Source organism: Pseudoalteromonas sp. 13-15 (genome assembly GCF_001468205.2).
Taxonomy (GTDB): domain Bacteria; phylum Pseudomonadota; class Gammaproteobacteria; order Enterobacterales; family Alteromonadaceae; genus Pseudoalteromonas; species Pseudoalteromonas marina.
Genome location: NZ_CP019162.1, coordinates 960,498 through 981,583 on the forward strand (window position 1 = coordinate 960,498; position 21,086 = coordinate 981,583).

Annotated in this window: 11 protein-coding genes; 4 read left to right on the top strand and 7 right to left on the bottom strand. The window is 39.8% G+C overall.

The window, feature by feature from the left end; translation table 11 throughout:
* Positions 1 to 19: 19 nt before the first annotated feature.
* Both ATS72_RS04495 and ATS72_RS04500 read left to right on the top strand, forming a co-directional pair.
* Positions 20 to 3,202 (top strand): TonB-dependent receptor, encoded by a 3,183-nt coding sequence (locus ATS72_RS04495; RefSeq protein ID WP_006794586.1) that lies wholly within the window; start codon positions 20 to 22, stop codon positions 3,200 to 3,202.
* A 72-nt stretch (positions 3,203 to 3,274) separates the two neighbouring features.
* Complete coding sequence (locus tag ATS72_RS04500; RefSeq protein ID WP_058428978.1) at positions 3,275 to 5,182, top strand: alpha/beta hydrolase family protein; 1,908 nt, start codon at positions 3,275 to 3,277, stop codon at positions 5,180 to 5,182.
* 286 nt (positions 5,183 to 5,468) lie between these two features.
* Here the strand turns inward: ATS72_RS04500 and ATS72_RS04505 are convergent, their stop codons facing one another.
* From ATS72_RS04505 to ATS72_RS04530, 6 genes are all read right to left on the bottom strand, one after another.
* Positions 5,469 to 7,883 carry a glycoside hydrolase family 15 protein gene (locus tag ATS72_RS04505; RefSeq protein WP_058428979.1) on the bottom strand — a complete coding sequence of 805 codons (2,415 nt, stop codon included), beginning with the start codon at positions 7,881 to 7,883 and terminating at the stop codon, positions 5,469 to 5,471.
* A 9-nt stretch (positions 7,884 to 7,892) separates the two neighbouring features.
* The gene (locus ATS72_RS04510) at positions 7,893 to 9,392 is read right to left on the bottom strand and encodes an MFS transporter (protein ID WP_058428980.1); all 1,500 of its coding nucleotides are present in this window, start codon (positions 9,390 to 9,392) and stop codon (positions 7,893 to 7,895) included.
* Complete coding sequence (locus ATS72_RS04515) at positions 9,385 to 11,244, bottom strand: alpha-amylase family glycosyl hydrolase (RefSeq protein WP_058428981.1); 1,860 nt, start codon at positions 11,242 to 11,244, stop codon at positions 9,385 to 9,387. Before ATS72_RS04515 ends, ATS72_RS04510 begins: the two co-directional genes overlap by 8 nt.
* Before the next feature lie 88 nt (positions 11,245 to 11,332).
* Entirely contained in the window at positions 11,333 to 13,189 is a 1,857-nt protein-coding gene (locus ATS72_RS04520; RefSeq protein WP_058428982.1) for a glycoside hydrolase family 13 protein, read from the bottom strand.
* Positions 13,189 to 14,682 (bottom strand): tryptophan halogenase family protein, encoded by a 1,494-nt coding sequence (locus ATS72_RS04525; protein WP_058428983.1) that lies wholly within the window; start codon positions 14,680 to 14,682, stop codon positions 13,189 to 13,191. The genes ATS72_RS04520 and ATS72_RS04525 overlap by 1 nt, the downstream gene beginning before the upstream one ends.
* A 115-nt stretch (positions 14,683 to 14,797) precedes the next feature.
* Entirely contained in the window at positions 14,798 to 17,584 is a 2,787-nt protein-coding gene (locus ATS72_RS04530; protein ID WP_058428984.1) for a TonB-dependent receptor, read from the bottom strand.
* Positions 17,585 to 18,244: 660 nt separating this feature from the next.
* On the opposite strand from ATS72_RS04530, the gene ATS72_RS04535 reads away from it, so the two are divergent.
* Entirely contained in the window at positions 18,245 to 19,867 is a 1,623-nt protein-coding gene (locus ATS72_RS04535) for an alpha-glucosidase family protein (protein ID WP_058428985.1), read from the top strand.
* A gap of 68 nt (positions 19,868 to 19,935) precedes the next feature.
* On the opposite strand, the gene ATS72_RS04540 is transcribed toward ATS72_RS04535, so the two are convergent.
* Positions 19,936 to 20,490 carry a TIGR00645 family protein gene (locus ATS72_RS04540; RefSeq protein WP_010557473.1) on the bottom strand — a complete coding sequence of 185 codons (555 nt, stop codon included), beginning with the start codon at positions 20,488 to 20,490 and terminating at the stop codon, positions 19,936 to 19,938.
* Between the two features lie 227 nt (positions 20,491 to 20,717).
* Here ATS72_RS04540 and ATS72_RS04545 point away from each other — a divergent pair, with 227 nt between their 5' ends.
* On the top strand, positions 20,718 to 20,960 hold the full coding sequence (locus tag ATS72_RS04545; protein ID WP_006792156.1) for a hypothetical protein: 243 nt from the start codon (positions 20,718 to 20,720) through the stop codon (positions 20,958 to 20,960).
* Positions 20,961 to 21,086 lie beyond the last annotated feature (126 nt).

The window sequence follows — 21,086 nt, forward strand, 5'->3', positions numbered from 1 at the left end:
ATATCACAGGGATTTTAATATGTTCAAAACCAAAGCTCTATCAAATGCAGTAAGGTACTCTTTATTGTTAGGCTCTGTAGCACTTGCCCCCAATGTATTGGCGCAGGAAGAGTTAAACGCAGACGTAGAATTAGAAGAAGAAGGTCCTGAGAGAATTGTTGTTACCGGCTCTCGTATACGAAAAGCAGAATTTTCTAATGCATCCCCAATTCAAATTATCAATGGCGATTTATCACGCGAAATGGGGTTGTTTGACGCAGGCTCTATGCTGCAATCCACAAGCCAAGCTGCAGGTACACAAATAGATAATACATTTGGTGGTTTTGTATTAGATAACGGTCCGGGCGCTGCAACAATCGGGTTTCGTGGTTTAGGTGCAGAGCGTACTCTTGTACTAATTAATGGCCGAAGAATGGCTCCTGCTGGCGTTGGTGGTGCACCAACTTCTCCTGATCTTAACTTAATACCAGGTGTTATGGTTGAACGAGTTGAAAACTTGTTTGACGGTGCATCAACAGTTTATGGTTCTGATGCGGTAGCCGGTGTAGCTAACGTAATATTGAAAAAAGATGTTGAAGGATTCATTTTCGACGCATCGTACCGTCAGCCTAAAGGTGAAGGCGGAGAAGAAACTGTACTATCTGGTATGTGGGGTAAAACCATGGACAATGGTTTTATAACAGTCGGTGTTGAGTACTCTGAGCAAAAATCTCAATCTCTATCTGGTAACCCTTTTGTTAAAGGCTGTGAAGAGCGTATTTGGGAAGCAGAAGATGGAAGCATTGTTACGCGCAATAGTGGCTATGGTCCAGTTGCAAGTGGTGAAGACTCTTGTGACATATTTCCTTTAACGAATCGCATTAGTGTTCCTTCGTTTTTTGGAAGTGTTTACTACACACCTAATTTTACGAATACAGGGATACCTAATTTTAGTGAATCAACTGTTCCTGCAAGCCTTGAAGGATTTTTTCCATCTTGGGTAGCGGGTGATTTTGATGGCGATGGCATTAATGATGGTGTATTTGTTGATGGTGATGGTGATGGTTTCCGTGATGTTGACTTCCAAAACCCACTATATGCATTCCAACAATCTGATTATTACAAAAGCGGTGATTACAGAAGTAAAAATGAACGCATCTCGTTAATGCTAAACGGTGAATATAACTTTCAAGATGATAACGATACTACATTTTATTACGAAGGTTTATACGCAAGTCGTAAATCACCAATTTTTAGCCCAGGCGCACAAATTTTTGAGTATGTACCAGAAACAAACCCATACAACCCTTGTGGAACAAATGGCATTGATTGTTTTGGCGTTTTAGGTGTAGGTCCTGGAGGCCCTGAAACAGTTCGCCCTATTATAAATATTCGTGGAGATCGTGACCGTACTGATGTTGAAGTTTCTCAATATCGCTTAGTCTCAGGTGTAACGGGTAACTTAGGGATGTTTGAGAATGTCGGTTTAAACAACTGGTACTATGATGCATCCGTATCTTACAGCGCATCTAAAGGTGATGATCACCGTGTGGGTATTGATGAAGAAAGATTACTTTACTCTCTAGAAACATCTGTACTCAATGATGACGGCACTGTTACTTGTGGTACAGGTTCTGATGGCTGTGTTCCTGTAAATTTATTTGCTGATAGTATATATCAAGAAGGTGGCGGAACGCTTTCACCTGAAGAAGCGGCGTACTTGTTCATTGACCGTGATATAGAGACTAAGGTAAACCAATTCGTATTCAATGCGTTCATGGGCGGTGATTTCTTTGCATTACCATGGAACGATGAAACTGTAGCTGGTATTGTTGGTGTTGAATATCGACGTGACGAAATTGAATCAAACCCGAATGCTGCAGCAGCTCAAGGCTTGCTTTGGGGTTACTTCTCTGACCAAGGAGCAGATGGTGCACGAAATCTAAAAGAGGTATTTACTGAAGTTGAATTCCCTTTGCTTAAAGGTCTTAAAGGTGCAGAAGAATTAACGTTTACGGCCTCTGGTCGTGTTTCTGAAGAGTCTTTTTACGATGCTGAATCTACGTACAGTATCAAAACCATTTATCGACCTGTAGATTGGTTCACACTTCGTGCTACGAAAGGTACTTCATACAGAGCACCAAATTTACGTGAACGTTTCTTAAATGGTACCTCTGGTTTTAATACAGTTGCAGATCCATGTGTTGTACCTGAAGATGCACGTGATATTGATCCATTAAATCCAGGCGCTGCAGCGACATATAATGCAGCTGAAGAAACTCGTGATGCTGCGGTATTGAACGCTTGTCAAGCATCTGGTGTTGATCCTACTTCGCTTGGCTTAGGTCAAGACGGAACAACGGTTTACACTGCAGGATATAGTGCTGAAATAGAAACTGGTGGTACTACAGAGCTTCAACCTGAAACCTCTGTAGCAAAAACATACGGCTTTATCTTTGAACAACCATTCAGTGAAGCGTTTGATTTAACTCTATCATTGACGCGCTTTGATATTGAGGTTACCAACAGTATTGCAGAGCCAAGTGCAGGATACAGCATTGCACAATGTTACTCTGCAGACGGTAATGAAGCATTCTGTGACAGAATAAACCGTAATGCTAATGGTCAAATTAGCTTGGTTGATGCTAGCTTTATTAATATTGGCTTAATCTCATCTAAAGGTTTTGACTACAACGTTTATTTCGAAACTGATACTGTTATAGCCGAGCAAAATTTAGGTATTACTCTAGACCTTCAAGCAACACGTATGACTGAACAAGTATATGATGTGCTTGGTACAATTGACGATAATATGGGTGAACCAGATTCACCAGAATGGCGTGGTACAGCTCGCTTACAACTGAAGTACTCTGATTTTAGATTTAACTGGGAAACTCGTTTCATCGGTAAAGGTCGTGAAGATGAAGATGATTTAGGTGAGTTTGAAGAAGGTACTGCAGGATGTCGTGGTTTAACTGACGCTAATGGTGAAGCACTTAAGTGTCGCCCTGTTGGTTTCACTGATGACTACTTTGTGCACAACGTTGGTCTTACATGGTCTAACGATGCATACAAAGTTAACTTAGGTGTCCGTAACGTATTTAATGAAGCGCCACCAAAAGTAGATCCGAGTGGGTCTTTCTCAAATACTAACATCCCACTGGGTGTTGGTTACGATACCTCTGGTCGAAGCCCTTACATCAGCTTTACAGCATCATTCTAATTTAGAATGGCTAAGTAAATTTCAATACAAATGGCCTAAAATTTTAGGCCATTTTTTTTTGAAGGAATAAAAATGAAACTAAAAAAAAGAATGTTAGTAGGATTGAGCTTACTAAGCCTATCTTCTTTCGCCAATAGCGAAACTGAAGATAGGACGCAAGTGAGCAGTATCGATGCTTTCTCAATGTCGGCTGCTATTCGGAGCGTTGTAGCATCACCAGATGGTAATAAGCTTGCTATTTTAAGAGCGACTACCAAAGATGGTGATTATATTATTGAGATACGAGATCCTAATAATCTAGAAGCAGAACCTGTAAGATTAGGTGCTGATAAGATGTTGATATCTTCCATCGTATGGTTAAACGATGAAAAAATTGGCGTTATGTTTAGGCAAATACTTGAAGATGGTAGTCGCAAGTACTGGGTAAACAAATTTGCAATAACAGATGCAGATGGTAAAGGTGACTGGTTATTACCGTTTAAGAAAAAGCGAAATGTTCAATTTAATATAATCAATATACTTCCAGACAAAAAAGATGAAGTACTCGTAGAGGTTGATATTAATAATAACTACATTCCAGATGTAGTCCGATTTAATATTAATACTGGACGAAGTGTTACTGTAATGCGTGGTAATGAAAAAGTATCAGGCTCGTTTTTATCTGATTACGATGGTGAAATAAGAATAGCCCAAGGTTGGAATAAATCTGATAACGCAATTGATTATTATGCACGCGATAAAGGCAGTGATGACTGGAAAGTAATTAAGCAAGTTAGTCCTAAAAAGCGTGAAAGCTTTGAGATATTAGGATTTGCGAAAGGTAACCCTAACGAAGTTTATGTAAACGCTAACTTGGGCGAAAATACGACTGGTATTTATATATACAATATTAAAACAGGTCAGTACACTGACCGACAATTTGGTCTTAAATCTGTAGATACCGATGGTGTCGTACTTGATACCGACGGCACTTTACAAGGCTTTCGCTATACAACCAAGCAACCTAAGTTTTATTTCACAGATCCTAACCTTCAAGCACTTAACGAATCTGTTTCCTCCCTATTTAAGGGTAAATTTGTACAAATTGTTAGTAGCTCTGAAAACGATAACGTATTAGTAGTTAGAGTATCTGCTGACGACAATCCTGGCAGCTATTACATTGTTACTAATAAGCAAAAACTAACTAAAATTGGTGATCGACTCCCGTTTATTGATAAGAGTAAGCTAGGAACCGTTAAGTATATCTCTTATAAAGCTAGAGATGGTCGTAAAATAAAAGCCTATGTAACCATCCCGGCTACTAAAGGCCCTTACCCTGCGGTAGTGCTTCCTCATGGTGGCCCTTGGGTGCGAGATTCCATTGTGTTTGATGATTGGGCACAGCTACTTGCTTATCATGGCTATGTAGTTATTCAACCAAACTATCGTGGCTCTACTGGTTACGGTTTAGAGCATTGGATGGCTGGTGATAATAACTGGGGCTTGAAAAAACAAGATGATTTAGACGATGCTGCCCAGTACTTAATCAAAAAAGGCTTAGCGACAAAAGATAAACTTGCTTTATTTGGCTGGAGCTATGGTGGTTACGCTGCATTTGCTGCATCTATGCGTGAAAACAACATATACAAATGTGTTGTTGCCGGTGCTGGGGTAAGTGATTTAAGTCGTATAAATGCAACCCTTAACGAAAATCGCTTTTTAAGTATTTTACAACGCCCTACTATTTCAGGTGTATCCCCTGTAGAACAAGTAGAAAAGGTAAATGTTCCTATATTGGTTATACATGGTGATATAGACAGTCGTGTTCCAGTAAAACACAGTAGAGACTTCGTATCAGAGCTTGAGAAGTACAAAAAAGACTTTAAATATGTTGAGCTAGAAGATGCCGATCACTTTTCCGATACGCTTTTCTATGATCATAAAAAAGAGTTTTATACAGAGTTGTTATCATGGTTTGATAATAAATGTGGTCTCAAATAATATAAATAAAAAAGTGGCATTCATTTTATTTGAAGAGCACTTTTTGTGTATTAAGTGAGGATATAGAAAAGGGCTTCTAAATTTATTTAGAAGCCCTTTTTCCAACTACAGTATTTTATACCGTTCCTCAATAATACTTAATTATTTTTTGGGGCTAAACGTGTAGCTAACGGCGTCAAAAATGTCTCATTTAGAACAACTAAGTAGCTAATTTTTTAGCCAAGCTATAAACGCGTTTTTCTAGCCCTCAAATAAATCACTTAATTATGCGAATTGGTATGATGTATTATTTCTTTAGCGATTCTTCAACAACTGGGTAATGATCCCATACTTGTTTATCACTTAGTGAGCGCACAAGCTTAACGTACTCAGCATGAGTCCATGCCAGTGGGGTTGCTGAATTAGTACCTTCGCCTAGTTCATAACCCGCTTTGTTGACACCTACACCATCCCATACTTGCTCAGGCAGCATCATGCCTTCATTCGCAAACTGTTCTAAACCTTTTACGTAACTATTTCTAATATCAGTCTGCTTAGCATCATTCAATGTTTTGGTAGCGTTGGCTGCCGCTATTTCGTAATGGCCGCGTTCACCGGTGAAAAATGGCCATACACGACCACGTTGGCCTGGTGAGTTAGCGCCACCTTCTGCGTAATTTGTGCCTGTTACTTCATCTTCGCCGTAACCGTCGTTACCGTAACGGCGGTAGCCTGCAAATGTGCCGGTCCCATCTTTAAAACTAAAGCTATATTTAACTTGTAGGTTATCTTCAAGCGTTTCGTCATCGTACTCAGGCAGTGTTTTAACAATACTTTCGTCGTTAGCACCGCGAACGCCATAGCGAACTAGCTCTAAAAAACCGCCATCTAAAATTTGCTTTTTATTAAACCCTTCACGGCCATTATTGGCGTTAATTTTAGTGTTTGAATTGGCGTCAGTGTCCTGACCAATGCGAATAAAATATTCACCATCGGTACTTTCGCCTTTTAAATTACCCTCTGTAGTAAACATTTGCGATTCTATTTCGCTGTTATACTTTTTAGCCGTTTCTAAATAACGCTTAGCGTTTTTATCATCACCGCTAAGTGTTGCTATGTCGCTTGCTGTTATTAGGCCTGCAACAATTGCGGCAGTAGTAGAAGGAGAATACCCCTCTTGCTCTTCCCAGCGCTCCTGCTGTGTTGCAGGTGGAGTGATCTGCGTGTCGTTCCATAAAATTTTAGCAAGGCCTCCATCAACTAAAAAGTCAGCTGCAGGTTTTAACATTTTGCCGTACCAAGTTTTTAGCTCTTTATCGCTTAACACATCCGCTTGGTGAAGTTTCCAAGCAAGCATAATAGGCATGGCTGTTTGGTCAAGCTGGACACCAACCCATTCAAGTTCGCCATCAACATGTGTTTTTTGTAAAAACCAGCCTGTATCACCATTGTTACCCGGTGTACTGCTGTTAACTTGTACTTTTTCTAGGTATTCGAATGCTGTTTTAGCTGTAGCGGTATCGCCGAGCGCCATAAAAGCCATAGCTACTTGATAAAAATCGCGTACCCATACTGCTTTATAACCGGTAGAGCCTTCTTTAGCCGATACAGTTTCACCCCATGGGTTTGACAGTGACGCAATAAGCGCACCCGCGTGTGTTTTATCTTCTTGTGCTTTTAATACCATGGCACTGGTGTATAAAAGTTTGCCGTTATCGGCAGTTTGTTCAGTCATTGTATTTAGTGGTTTAAGGCTTTGTAGGTAATCTTGCCAACCTAGCGCGTCGCCTTTACCGTTGTAGTGATCGAGTACGGCTTGGTAACCCTTAGCCAAACTTTGTTCGCCTTGCTGAATACTTTGCTGCTGGGTTTTTCCAAAGCTTAACGCTAAATCAAATGTGGTGTTGTTACTAATATCACCGAGTTCTGCAAGCATGTTTACATTACCTGAAACTTCACCGGTATTTGTATACTGATTATTAATTGCTTGCGTTGTTTTAAGTGCATTAATACTATCACTTTCACCTGTAAATCCTACTGTTTTAGCTTTAAAAGGTGAACTTGATTGTAATGTTAAATAGTTATCGCCTTCCCATGCGACGAGTCCTTGTTCTGTTGTTTTAGCAAAGTCACCTAACCCGTTATTGTTAATGTACGGGTTAACGTTAACGTAGGCTTTTAGACCCTCTAATTGAGTATTAAACACACTTCGTACAAATAATGTTTGTGTATCTGGATCGGTAAATATGTGCTTTTCTAAGCTAAAGCGGCCTTGCTTATCGGTACTTATTACCTTATAAGCAAGCGAAAGCGGTCTGCCTTGCTCATCTTTGTATAAGTAATCAATGCTTACGTCTAAGTCATCCGCTTCGGTAACGGTAAAATCATTACCTGTTACTATAAATTGCATGTCTTTTATTTGCGCTTGGTGAATAAGCCCAAACATGGTTTCGGTGATCATTCCTTTAGCAATAGAAAACCATACTTTAGACACATTGCCTGTTGCGGCTGTATCGCTGTACTGGCCTTTTTTATATTCTTCAAACGATGTGCCGATACCTGTTTTGCCTGCATACGCCCAAAATGGCTCTACCCCTGGGGCGCCTGGTGCCGATGTAACTTGTGCTGAAGTACTTTCATTAGTTGTGCTTGTGTTTTGTGCGCCACAAGCTGTTAAACCTAAGGCTAAAAGTGAGGCGGTTATAAGGTTGTATTTTTTCATTGTGTGTCCTTAATTAGAATTTTTAACGCGCATTACGGCTACAGCGGCAACCACAAATGAGGCTGCACCAATTAATAAGGCGTAAATAGGCTGGTTAGAAAATACATTGCGTAAAATAAGCCCTAAAATGCTAGCGGCGAGTAACTGCGGTATTACAATAAAGAAGTTAAAAATACCCATATAAACGCCCATTTTATTACTTGGTAAGGCGTTACTTAACATGGCATAAGGCAGCGATAAAATAGACGCCCACGCAAACCCTACGCCTATCATAGGTATAAGTAACATTTTAGGGTCTTGTATAAAGATAAAGCTTGCAAGGCCTAACGCGCCTAGCAATAAATTAAAACAATGTGCGCCTTTTAAACCCATTTTTTTAACTAAAAACGGAATACACATAGCTGCAATTGCGGCAAAGCCATTGTAGGCTGCAAATAAAATACCCACCCAGTCTGCACCATCGTTAAATGCTTTAGAGGTAGCATCGCTACTGCCATAGTGAAAACTTGTTACAGCGGAAGTGGTATAAATCCACATAGCAAATAAAGTAAACCAGCTAAAAAACTGCACCCAAGCAAGCTGCTTCATGGCCTCTGGCATTGTAAAAACATCTTGTACGACTTGATAAAAACCACCTTGGGTTTTATTCGCACTTTTAAGTGCCGCTGCAATCCACTGCACAATACCAAAGGCTAATAAACCACCAGCAAGTAGGTAAAGCTCTTTTTCAAGCGATAAGCCCATAACTAATGCAAGGGTTGCTAAACCTAACACCACAAAAATAATGGCACCTTTATTAAAGTTAATATCAGCTATAATTGCAGTCGTAGATTTTGCTGTTTGCTGTTCAAATTCAGCAAGTTGTTCTGGGCTATATTCCTTGGTGCGTGCCACAGTCCATAAAACAGCAACTAATAAAACCACCCCACCCCAGTAAAATGAATATTTAACCGAATCGGGAATTTGCCCAGCCGCTGCGGTATTACTGACATCAAACCAGTTGGTCATCATCCATGGTAGCGCCGAGGCTAACACCGCACCAATACCAATAAAAAAGCTTTGTAAACCGTAACCTGTCGCGCGTTGTTTTTCTGGCAGGTTATCGCCAACAAGCGCTCTAAACGGTTCCATTGTCACGTTGATTGAGGCATCCATAATCCACAACATACCAGCAGCAATCCAAAGTGTTGGCGAGTGCGGCATAATAAACAACGAAAGTGTTGTTAACACAGCGCCCACAAAGAAAAACGGACGACGACGGCCAAAGCGCCCCCACGTTTTATCGCTCCAGTAACCAATAATAGGTTGTACTATTAGGCCTGTAAGCGGCGCTGCAACCCATAAAATAGGAATATCATCAACTTGTGCGCCTAATGTTTGAAATATTCGGCTTACATTGCCGTTTTGCAGAGCAAAACCAAACTGTATGCCTAAAAAGCCGAAGCACATGTTCCATATTTGCCAAAAACTTAAATTTGGCTTATCTGTATTATTATTTTGATTATTCATTATTAGCCTTATTTGTTAATACTGCGCTGCTAAATGCATTAAGTGTCAGGTTAAATGTGGCGCCTTGCGAGTGTGTTTTAAGTTCCACTTGGTGCTGTTCAAGTAAATCAACAATTAGTGAGCTTCCTCCCAGTTTTGTTACTTGCTCCTGAGATAAATCAACTGAGATACTCTGTGTTTGCTCACTGAAGTTACTTAGTACCAAAATTGTTTGCTGCCCTAGCGTTCGGCTAAACCCAACAATACGATCGCTACCTGTAAGGTTAAGCTTTTGCATATCGCCGCCTACAACAGCAGGTAAGCTATTTAAAGCCATAATTGCTTTATAGTACTCACGCAAAGCAGCTTGTTCGTTAGTGAGTTTTGCGCCATCAAACTTACCGTTATTCATCCATGCTTGATGAGCGGGTACGCCTATGTAATCAAAAATACTTGTGCGAGTAGGCGATCCAAAGCCGGCATTTTCAGATCCATCCTCACCAACATCTTGGCCAAAGTATATTAGGCTTGGTGCACGACTAATTAAGTTAGAAACCACCATGGCGGGTTTACCCCAAACTGCATTTCCTGCAAAGTCTGGACTAGCGATACGTTGCTCGTCGTGATTTTCTAAAAAGTGCAACATGTGTTGCTCTATGTCTGCAACAGTTTTATGCGCATCAAAAATAGTGTTTGCTGACTGCTTGCTTTTCATAATGGCCTTTAACGTATCGTAAAAGCCCACTTTGTCGTAAAGAAAATCCATTTTTCCTTGATGAATATAGGCGCGATACATTTCTGGGTTGTAAACTTCAGCCAGTAAAAAGGCATCTGGCTTTTGCATTTTTATTGATGAATTCAAAAAACTCCAAAATTCGACAGGTACCATCTCAGCCATATCATACCTAAAGCCATCAACCCCTTTGTCGAGCCAAAACAATGCAATATCTCTAAATTTATACCAGCTATTAGGGAGTTCTTTATCCTGCCAAAACGCATAATGAACACGGTAATCTTTCGTTTCTATGTTTTTTGGTAGTGTTGGAAAGTCGTAACTGCCGTCTGGTTTAACACCGTAATTCACTTTTACGGTTTCGTACCAATCGTTTATGTCAGGTTTTGGCGCTCGTGCACCATTACCGGTCCATTTTGCTGGGTTTTCATCAAAAAAGCCGTCCGCAAGTGGATGAGCATTGCCACCTAGGACTTGGTAATTAACATCTGTAGGTACTTGAAAAGACTTTCCTGGTACATAGTAAAAATTATTATTTTTATCGTACACTTTACTGGTGTCATCTTGCTCACCAAAGTCTTTAACACTTTTAGGCTTACCTAGCGATTCATAATTACGTGCCACATGGTTAGGCACTATATCAATAATGACTTTCATGCCATGGCTATGTGTACGTTCAATAAGCTGGGTAAACTCTCCCATGCGGTTTGTTACATTAACAGCTAAATCGGGGTTAACATCGTAGTAATCTTTAATTGCGTACGGTGAGCCTGCGCGACCTTTTACTACATCAGGGTCATCTTGTGAAATGCCGTAGTCGGTATAATCGCCCACTAACGCGTGATGTAACACACCGGTGTACCAAACGTGCGTGGTACCTAGCTCTTTAATGCCTTTTAAGGCTGCGTCGTTAAAATCGGCAAATTTACCTACACCGTTTTGCTCTTTCGTGCCCCATGGCACATTAGCTGTCTCGGTATTACCAAACAAACGGGTAAATACTTGATATACAACTGGCTTAGTGAGCTCATTTTGCGTATGCGCAGGTGTTTGCTGTTGTTCAGGTTTATTATTTTCTGAACACCCTGTAGCAATAAGTGCACTACACAGCACTGCGGGTATATAAACTGATATTTTCATTGTGTGTCTTTTTTGTCAGTATTGTTATTAACTTTATACTAAAGATTACTGCAGCAACCATACAGTTGCTGCATACGTATTCAGGTCACTATTGTTGCTTATTGATAACTAATACAGTTGCGCTCATAGCTGGTAGTTCAATGGTTTTGCCAAGCTTTTGTGTTTTTTGAGTAAATAAATTAAATGCTGTTGTGCGGTCAGGCATCACCTCTTGCATATACTCAATATTTTTTTGTAGTGCCTCTGTGTTTTTATTCATAAATACCAACACAGTTTGCTCGTCGCTAATACGTGAATAACTATAAACCCCTTGTTGAGGCGTAAAGTGTACAAGTTTACCTTTATCTAGTGCTGAGCTGTTTTTTCTAAAGTTAAGCAGCGTACTGATGGTGTTATACATCTCTTTTTGCTGTTTTGTTAAGCCCTCTTTGGTAAAGGCGTTACGTGTTTGCCCATCAAACCCTCCAGGGAAGTCGATTCTAATATCGCCATGGTCTTTACTTGGGGTGTTATCTAATAGTACTTCCGTACCGTAATACATTTGCGGTATGCCACGTGTGGTTAAAAACAAGGTCATCGCCATTTTTGTTTTGGCTACATCTTGACCAAGCTCAGTGTAAACACGGCTCATATCGTGGTTATCAGCAAATACCATAACGTTATTTGTATCAGGGTATAAAAAGTCATTAGCTAACGATTCATATACTTTAACCCAACCCGTGTTCCAGCTTTCATCTTCATTTAGCGCTTGAATTACCGACTCTTGCAACGAAAAGTCCATCACGCTTGGTAGGCTTGATGTATACCCATCTTGATTATGCTTGCCACGTTGCCAGTAAGAAGCAATAGCAGGGTTAGACGTCCACTCTTCTCCAACAATATTAAAGTCTGGATACTCTTGCATTATGGCTTTTGTCCAATCACTCAAAAATGCTTTATCTGAGTAAGAGTAGGTATCAACGCGTATGCCGCTTAAATCGGCGTATTCTATCCACCAAATCGCATTTTGAATTAAGTATTCACTTAACAGTGGTTGGCGCTGATTTAAATCAGGCATGGTTTCTACAAACCAGCCATCGTTAAACTGGCGCTTGTCGTATTCACTGGCGTGTGGGTCTTGTATGGTTTGGCGCGCATGGCTGGTGGCATTCTCGCCTTTATTAAACTCACCATTAAAGTTAATCCAATCTTTAGTTGGCTTATCGTTAACCCAAGTATGCTCAGAGCCAAAATGGTTAAGAACCATATCCATTACAAGGCCTATACCCTGCTCTTTTGCTTTTACAGATAACGTTTTGTATAACTGGTTTGAGCCCATTCGTGGGTCAACCTTATAAAAGTCTGTAATTCCATAACCATGATAAGAATAATTAGGCATGTTGTTTTCAAGCACAGGCGTTAGCCAAAGCTGTGTTACGCCTAAGTCGTTTAAATAGGGAAGCGCGTTTATAACGCCTTGAATATCACCACCGTGGCGCCCACCTTTTATACTCGGGTTTGCTGCTTCTAACATGTTTGGTACGGTATCGTTTTCTTTATCACCATTAGCAAAGCGATCGGGGTTAATTAAATAAAGCGTATCGGCTGATGTAAACCCTTGACGCTGAGCGCTGTTTTTATCTCGATCAAGAAGTGGGAACTCAAAGTTATTGCTCGTTTCGCTGCTATTAAACTTAAGCGTTCCGGCTTTAGCGGCGTCGGTAATGGTAATATTTAAAAATACATAATTTGGATTATCGGTACGGGTTACTTTATTTAACTTAACGCCGTTGTATTTAGCTAATTTAATGTGCTCGTTTGCAATGTTTTGCTCATGAACCATGATGGTAATCGTGTTTTTGTTCATGCCAACCCACCAATTAGCTGGCTCAACGTCAAGTGCGTAGCTAATGGTTGGTAAAGTACAGGCACTTACAAGTAAAAGCTTTTTTAAAAGTTGCATCATCAGGCCTTTTTAATTTTTGCTAAAAAATCTTTATGAGTGGGTAATTGATCTACCGTTGAGTTAATAAGCGTTTTTAGTGTTGAGAATAAATCGTTTAGTTGTTCACAACTGAGTGAGTCAACGATGTTGTTGTAATCCTCGGGAATAAGACCTTGTCCAATACACACCTGCTGCCAAGCCACTTCTGCAAATAGCTCGTCGTTTTCGCGCACTACCTTGCCTGTTTGCCTAAATAAATCTATTTTATGAGCTAACGATTGAGGTATATCCATTTGCTTACATTGGCGCCAAAATGGCGAGTCTTCTCGTTCGGTTAATTTGTAATGCAAAATAATGAAGTCGCGAATATGTTCTATTTCAGTAACACTTTGCTTATTAAATTCAGTAACAAGCGCATCACTAATGCCATTATGAGGAAATAACTTAATTAAACGTATAACAGCACTTTGAATTAAATGAATACTGGTAGACTCAAGCGGCTCTAAAAACCCACTTGAAAGCCCCACTGCTACCACATTTTTATGCCATTGCTTTAAGCGTCGCCCAGTTTTAAATTTTATTAAGCGAGGATCTGTTGTAGGTTCACCCGGTAAGTTATTAAGTAAAAGTGCAGTCGCGCCCTCGTCAGATAAATATCGACTGCAGTAAACAAGCCCGTTTCCTGTTCTATTTTGCAACGGTATTTGCCACTGCCAGCCTGCGTTATGTGCAATAGAACGCGTATAAGGCCTTAATTCGTCACTTCCTGTTGATTGCACTGCTACGGCGCTATCGCATGGTAAATAATGCGACCAATCAACAAAGCCTGTATTAAGCGTTTGCTCAATTAAAAGTGCACGTTGCCCCGTACAATCTATAAATAAATCTCCCTCTATTTGGCTATTATTATCAAGCGTTAGACTGTTAATTTGGCCTGTATTTGGGCACTGAGTAACACGCTCTATTTTTGCATCGATGTGTTTTACACCGCGTGATAATGCCAGTTTTTTAAGGTACTCAGCATATAAGGTCGCATCAAAATGAAAAGCGTAACTTATCCCAGGTAGCTGTGTATTAGGAATAGCGCTTAGTGGTGCAAACTTGTGCTTTTTAGCTGCTTGGTAATTAAGTGAAAAATCCCATAAAGAATCCTCACTACCACTAATTTGTCCTTTTACCCAAAAGTTATAAAAGTCACAAAACGGAAAGCCTTTACCAAACGAGCCAAACGCATGCATGTAACTATGTGATGGTGTTTTCCAGTTTTCGAACTCAATGCCAAGTTTTATAGAGGCATTAGTAGCATTTATAAAGTCTTGTTCATTAATACCTAACGCATTGTTGAGCTGAATAATAGGCGGAATGGTCGCTTCACCAACGCCAATAGTACCAATACTGCTGGATTCTATAAGGGTAATGTCAATTACTTTACCTAACACTTTATTAAGTAGCGCTGCTGCTATCCAACCAGCGGTCCCACCGCCCGCAATAACAACGTTTTTTATTGGTTTCATAGTATTGCCCACTTGTACAAGCCAATGCTTTGTTAAGTTTGATAAAATTTAGATAAAGTAGCTATAAAAAAGCCCTTGTAAAATAAATTACAAGGGCTCCTACACACAACGTTTATTATAGCTTGTAACTAAAGCCCAATAAGAACGTACGACCATAATCTTGGTAGTCACGTACTTGTAGCGCGTTATCGCCACTTAAAGTGGTAAACGGTTCTTCAGTAATATTTTGTACTTGGAAGGTTACATTTAAGCCATCTAAGCTATCAACACCTGCTTCGCCAAAATCAAAACCCAATTGTGCATCCCAAATTGTTTCACCTTTAATGTCAACTTGAGTTGCAGCAAGGCCTAATCCATTTACGTTACCTTTAAAGTCACTACGTTTACGCATACTTGTACGCGCTTGGAGGCCATTACGCTCGTAGTAAACAGTCAAGCTATCTATTTGGTCAGATAAGCCAACAAGTTCATATTCATTCCCATTTTGATCTTCAACGTCTTGCTCAATGCCTGTATGGCTTGCAATTAAACCAAAGCCATCAAGTGAAGAATGAAATACGTTAAACGGTAGCGCAAGTGAAAGCTCGTAACCCCATAGGTCACCGCCGCCACCATTTACTTTACCATTACCAGTACCTGAAGAAGTTGCTGGTATTTCACCCGTTGCAGGGTTAGCTACGCCAGACATATCGACTGCGTAAGTACCATCAAATATCCACTGGTTGATATCTTTATAGAAAACCGCAGCAGAGAAGTAACCTTCTGCATTAAAGTAATTTTCGTAACTGATATCAAAGCCTGTCGCTTCTTTTGGCTCTAGTTTAGGGTTACCACCTGAAATGCTCCAAAAGTTGCCATTATCATCTGGTTGTTGCCCGTAAGATGCATTGATTGACGCATTCATATCGTTTAACAATGCGCGTGAAATAGTTTTAGCAGCACCAAAACGTAACGTTTGTTCTTCGTCAATTGCAAACGATAAGTTAATGCTTGGTAAAACGTGGCTGTAGTCGTGACTTACATCTGTTGGTGTAACAACTACGAGACCGTCTACTGTGTTAGCAGCTGAACCCTGTGAAGACTGTTCAGTTTTAACATAACGAACGCCCACATTACCTGTTACCGGAATTGATCCAATTTCTGCGTTAATATCGGCTTGAACAAAGAAGGCAGTTACTTTTTCTTGGACTGTCCACGACTGTGTTTTATGTTTTTGGTCTGTAAGGCTCTCTTGAAGTAAATCATAGTAGCCATCGTTTATTAGGGCACGAGTATCGTAGGCAATCATATCGCCCATACCAATGAAGTCTAAGCTAGCTGAACCTAAACGGTACTGCTCTGGAACCGAAACCATACCTGGGTTAGATAGAGAAAAATCTTTAAGTGTTAAAAAATAACCTTCAGATAACTTTGATTTTTCACGGTCACGATAAGACATACCAAATTTAACAGCATTAACGTATTCGTTGTCTAGAATTTTAGTTGCAGCAAGTTTTAACGTGGTTAGTTCATCATTCACTTCTGGCGCATTGATGAAACCATCTTGTGCTGTATTTTGAAATGGTGTGTCAGTTAAACCATATTTGTCATTAAGGGCTTTACTTCCACCCCACGATAACGGGCCACCTAATTGAATTAGGTTATAGTCACTGTAATCTAGCTCATGAGAAAATTGTGCACCGGTATTACCACCATCAAGCATATAACCAATGTTGTCAGCAACACCATTAGCATCACCTCGACCTGTGCCTGAATAACTTTCAATGCTCCATAGCTGACGTTCAACCTCAGAGCGGCTAATATCAAACTCTGTGCTCCAACTGTCGTTAATATCGTATTTTGCATTAAAACCAAACTGCGTTAATTCAGCTTTTCGTTCTTGATGATCGTTACGAACAACAACACGCTGACCTTCAGTCACAGCACTTGTGATAAATCCAGTTTCAGCATCAACTGTTGTTGAATCTGAGCTAATTGAACCTTGACCCCATGCAAATGGAATTTCGATACCGCGCAAAATTTGTTCATCTGAAAAGTCGATATAAAGCGCATCAAACGTCATATTTAATTTATCAGTCGGTGCAGCTTCTAATACAAGCATTGCTGAGTCACGCTCAAGCGTTGAAGAACGTACGTATGGTTTAGCACCACCTAAAATAGAATATGATTGACCATCTTCAGTAGTAAACTCTGGGTAACCCCATGAGTTCCAACGCTTTTCTTGGTTTGGTGAACTCATTGTGTTTAGAGCAAACGCAACACCAATGGTGTCATCTGCGAATTGGTCAATGTATGAGACCGTACCGCGGTAACCTTGATCATCACCGTCTGGATTAAGCTTACCAAAACCAGTTTGCTCAAGTTGACCATTAAACATAATTACACGTTCACCTTTACTTAAAGGTTTAACGGTTTGCATGTCGATAACACCGGCGATGCCTTCAGCTTCGATACTCGCACTTGGTGTTTTATAAACGGTAACGCCGCTCATTATTTCAGATGGGTAAAGGTCGAACTCAACGCCACGGTTATCACCAATTGATACTTGCTCACGACCATTAAATGTAGTGGCACTTTCGTTTTCGCTAAAGCCACGAACACTCACTCGGCTTGCACGACCGTCTAGGCGCTGTGCTGTTAAGCCAGGTAAACGAGCGATAGACTCAGCAATCGACGAATCAGGTAACTTACCGATATCTTCTGCAGAGATAGACTCAACGACTTCTGGTGAAAAACGTTTAGTGTTGATTGATTCTACAATACTGCCACGAAAACCTTTAACTTCGATAACTTCTACGTCATCATTTTTTAATTGTTTTTCTTCCGCTGCAGTTGCTGCAAAACTAGTGATGCCAGCAGCAGCTAACGCCAGAGTTAATATACTTGGTTTGAACATAGACATGATGTTTTCCCGTTACCCATATTGTGATACCCGCTCAATTGTTTAGTGATAGTAAACCGAGGCGAGCTTATTTTGTTGTCAGGATGGATATTAACGCTTGGTTTATTTTATTAACAAGTTTATGCATACGTATTCAAGCCTTATAAAACCAACATAAATTAACATAAACTTCACACAAAACTTAGTAACACACTGTTTTAAATGATATTAATTGGTGCAACAAATTTTATCCGAATATTACAATTATGCAAAATAGCCTAATGATTTAAACCTGCTTTAACAGCTTGTAATTATTAAGAAATAAATTAGATCCATACACCATTGGCTAAATTTAACTAATAAATATCAATGTGAAATTGGTAAGACCATTTCATGCAATCACTATTATAGTGCAATCCAGCAAAAATATGCACTTGCGAGGTGCTATGCCGTGTTACTTTTTAATTACATGCAATTGGTAAACAGATTCAATTTAATGGCAACGCTTCCTTAAAACTAAATAGACGCTTTTTGAAGTCACTCAAACATGCTTATTTTAGTGCATACGTATGCAGTCTTTTTACAGTATCTCGGCCTTCACGTATGCTTTTTGCAAATAACGTGATTTACCATAATCACATATAAGAATTTAAAAAACTGTTTGGAATGACGGAGAAAAGCATGGCCCAAAAGCAGTGGTATAAAGGTGCGGTTATTTATCAAGTTTACCCGCGTAGCTTTCAAGATAGCAACAACGACGGTATTGGTGATTTAAGAGGAATAATTAATCGTATTGATTATATTAAGAGCTTAGGTGTTGATGCTATTTGGATTTCGCCATTTTTTAAATCTCCTATGAAAGATTTTGGTTACGATATTAGTGACTACCGTGATATTGACCCTTTATTTGGCAATTTAAACGACTTCGACGAGCTTATTGGACAAGCACACGACCGCGATATTAAAATTATTATCGACCAGGTGTTAAGCCACACGTCAGATCAACATCAATGGTTTTTAGACAGCCGTGAAAATCAAAGTAACGACAAAGCCGACTGGTATGTGTGGGCTGACTCTAAAGAAGACGGCACTGCACCAAATAACTGGTTATCAATTTTTGGCGGCGGTGCATGGCAATGGGAACCACGCAGAGGGCAATACTACCTTCATAACTTTTTAACTGAACAACCCGATTTAAATTTTCATAACCCAGATGTTAGAAAAGCAGTGCTAGATAACGTTGAGTTTTGGCTTAAAAAAGGCGTTGATGGTTTTAGACTCGATGCCATTAACTTTTGCTATCATGATGCGCAGCTTCGTGATAATCCTGCAAAACCAAAAGAAAAACGCCAAGGCCGTGGTTTCAGTGAAGACAACCCTTACGCATTTCAATACCACTATTACAATAATACCCAACCTCAAAATATTGAGTTTATGCAAGATATTCGTGCGTTACTTAATAGATACCCAGGCACTGTATCACTGGGTGAAATTTCGTCAGAGGACTCTTTAGCCACTATGGCAGAGTACACACAAGGCGGTGATAAGCTGCATATGGGTTATAGCTTTGAGCTTTTGACTAACGATTATTCAAGTGAGTATATAAGAACAACCGTGCAAACCCTTGAAAAAGGAATGACAGAAGGCTGGCCTTGTTGGGCGTTTAGCAATCACGACGTTGAACGTGTAGCAAGCCGTTGGAGTCAAAATGGCGAAGTTAATTCACAGCAATGTAAAATGCTCACCGCCCTACTCGCATCCTTGCGCGGTAGCGTATGTATGTACCAGGGTGAAGAATTAGGCCTAGGGGAAGCCAACGTAGCCTTTGAAGATTTGCAAGACCCGTATGGAATAACCTTTTGGCCAAACTTTAAAGGCCGTGATGGCTGTAGAACGCCGATGCCATGGGATAATGCCGATTTACACCATGCGGGCTTTAGTGACACTAAGCCATGGCTGCCTGTAGACGAGCAGCATAAACAGCAATCAGTAAAACAGCAAACACATGATCATGATTCTATCTTAAATGCTTATCGTGAATTTATGGCGTGGCGAAAAACAAAAACCGTGCTACTTGAAGGCGATATTGAATTTATTAACACACATGAGCCTGTACTTGCTTTTTACAGAACATTCGAAAATGAAAAAATGTTGTGTGTTTTTAATTTAAGTGGCACTGAAGCATCGCTATCGATGCCAACTGAGGTATTAACAGAGTTTAGTGAGCTTAGCCACCACAAAGGGTATATAACGAACGATGAATTACTATTAGCGCCGTTTGCATGCTATTACGCAAAGTGCTAATTGATGCTAACCGCTAATTAGTTACAAAAAAGCCCATGTAATAACATGGGCTTTTTTTGTAGGTAAATTTAATGGTTATGGGTTTTACTATTGAGGTAATCGGTAAATGCAAACAACACTCCAGACATCACAAAAGTAACGTGGATTATTACTTTCCATAGTAGCTCGTCGTTTGAATGCGCCTCTGAATTTATAAACACTTTTAATAGTTCTACAGCCGATATTGCAACGATTGCGCTGATAAGCTTCATTTTCAGCCCTGAAAACCCCACTTTACCCATCCAAGATGGCTTATCTTCATGATTATCTATACCTAGTTTAGACACAAAGTTTTCGTATCCACTAAATATAATAATCAACAATAAGCCAGCAAGTAACGCTGTATCAACCAGCGTCAATATGCCTACTAGTAAATCTTGGCTTGATGCGGTAAAAGTAGCGATCCCCATTAAATAAAGTTGTTTAAAAAACTTAATTAATAACAAAATAACTGCAAACAAAAGGCCAACAAAAAAAGGCGCTAACAACCAACGTCCTTTAAAAATAAACGACTCCAATGCATGCTCTATTTTATTGGTTGATTGAATGTTTTTTTTGGGTGTAACGGGAGTGTTAGGTGTCATTTATTATTCTATGAATTTAAAAATGCGACATTAACGTATTAATTAAGCTTATACAAATAATTATAAAAAAACGGCTCATAAATAAACTTATCTTTACGATAAATATATTTCGTTATCTTTTATTTAAAATTCGATTAAATTCAGCATACCAACAGAAGCGTTCTGCTTGGACATGTTTGTTTAATAGCGACAATCACCGCTATAAAACCATTTTTAGGAATAAACGAATGAAAAAAGCATTACTTGCATCACTTACAGCGTCTCTATTTGCAGTATATGCAACATACTCAGTAGCAGACGATACACCAGTAGCATCAGCACAAATGGTAAAAGAGTACACTGAGATGTGCGTTAACTGGGCTAAAGACGACGATGTAATGAATGAAGACCTTTACGCGTATGTTTTAAATTGCGTAAATGATGAGCTTGAATCAGAAGGCTATCAAAAAGTAACTTCTGTAAAAATCTAACCCTGACTCAAAGGTATGCTTTAAGCCTGCTTTTAAGGCTAGCTATGCTTAGCTAATTGAACAGCCAAAAAGCCGTTGCGAGCACAATTACTAAGCATAAAAAAACCGGAATAGACACATGCTGTG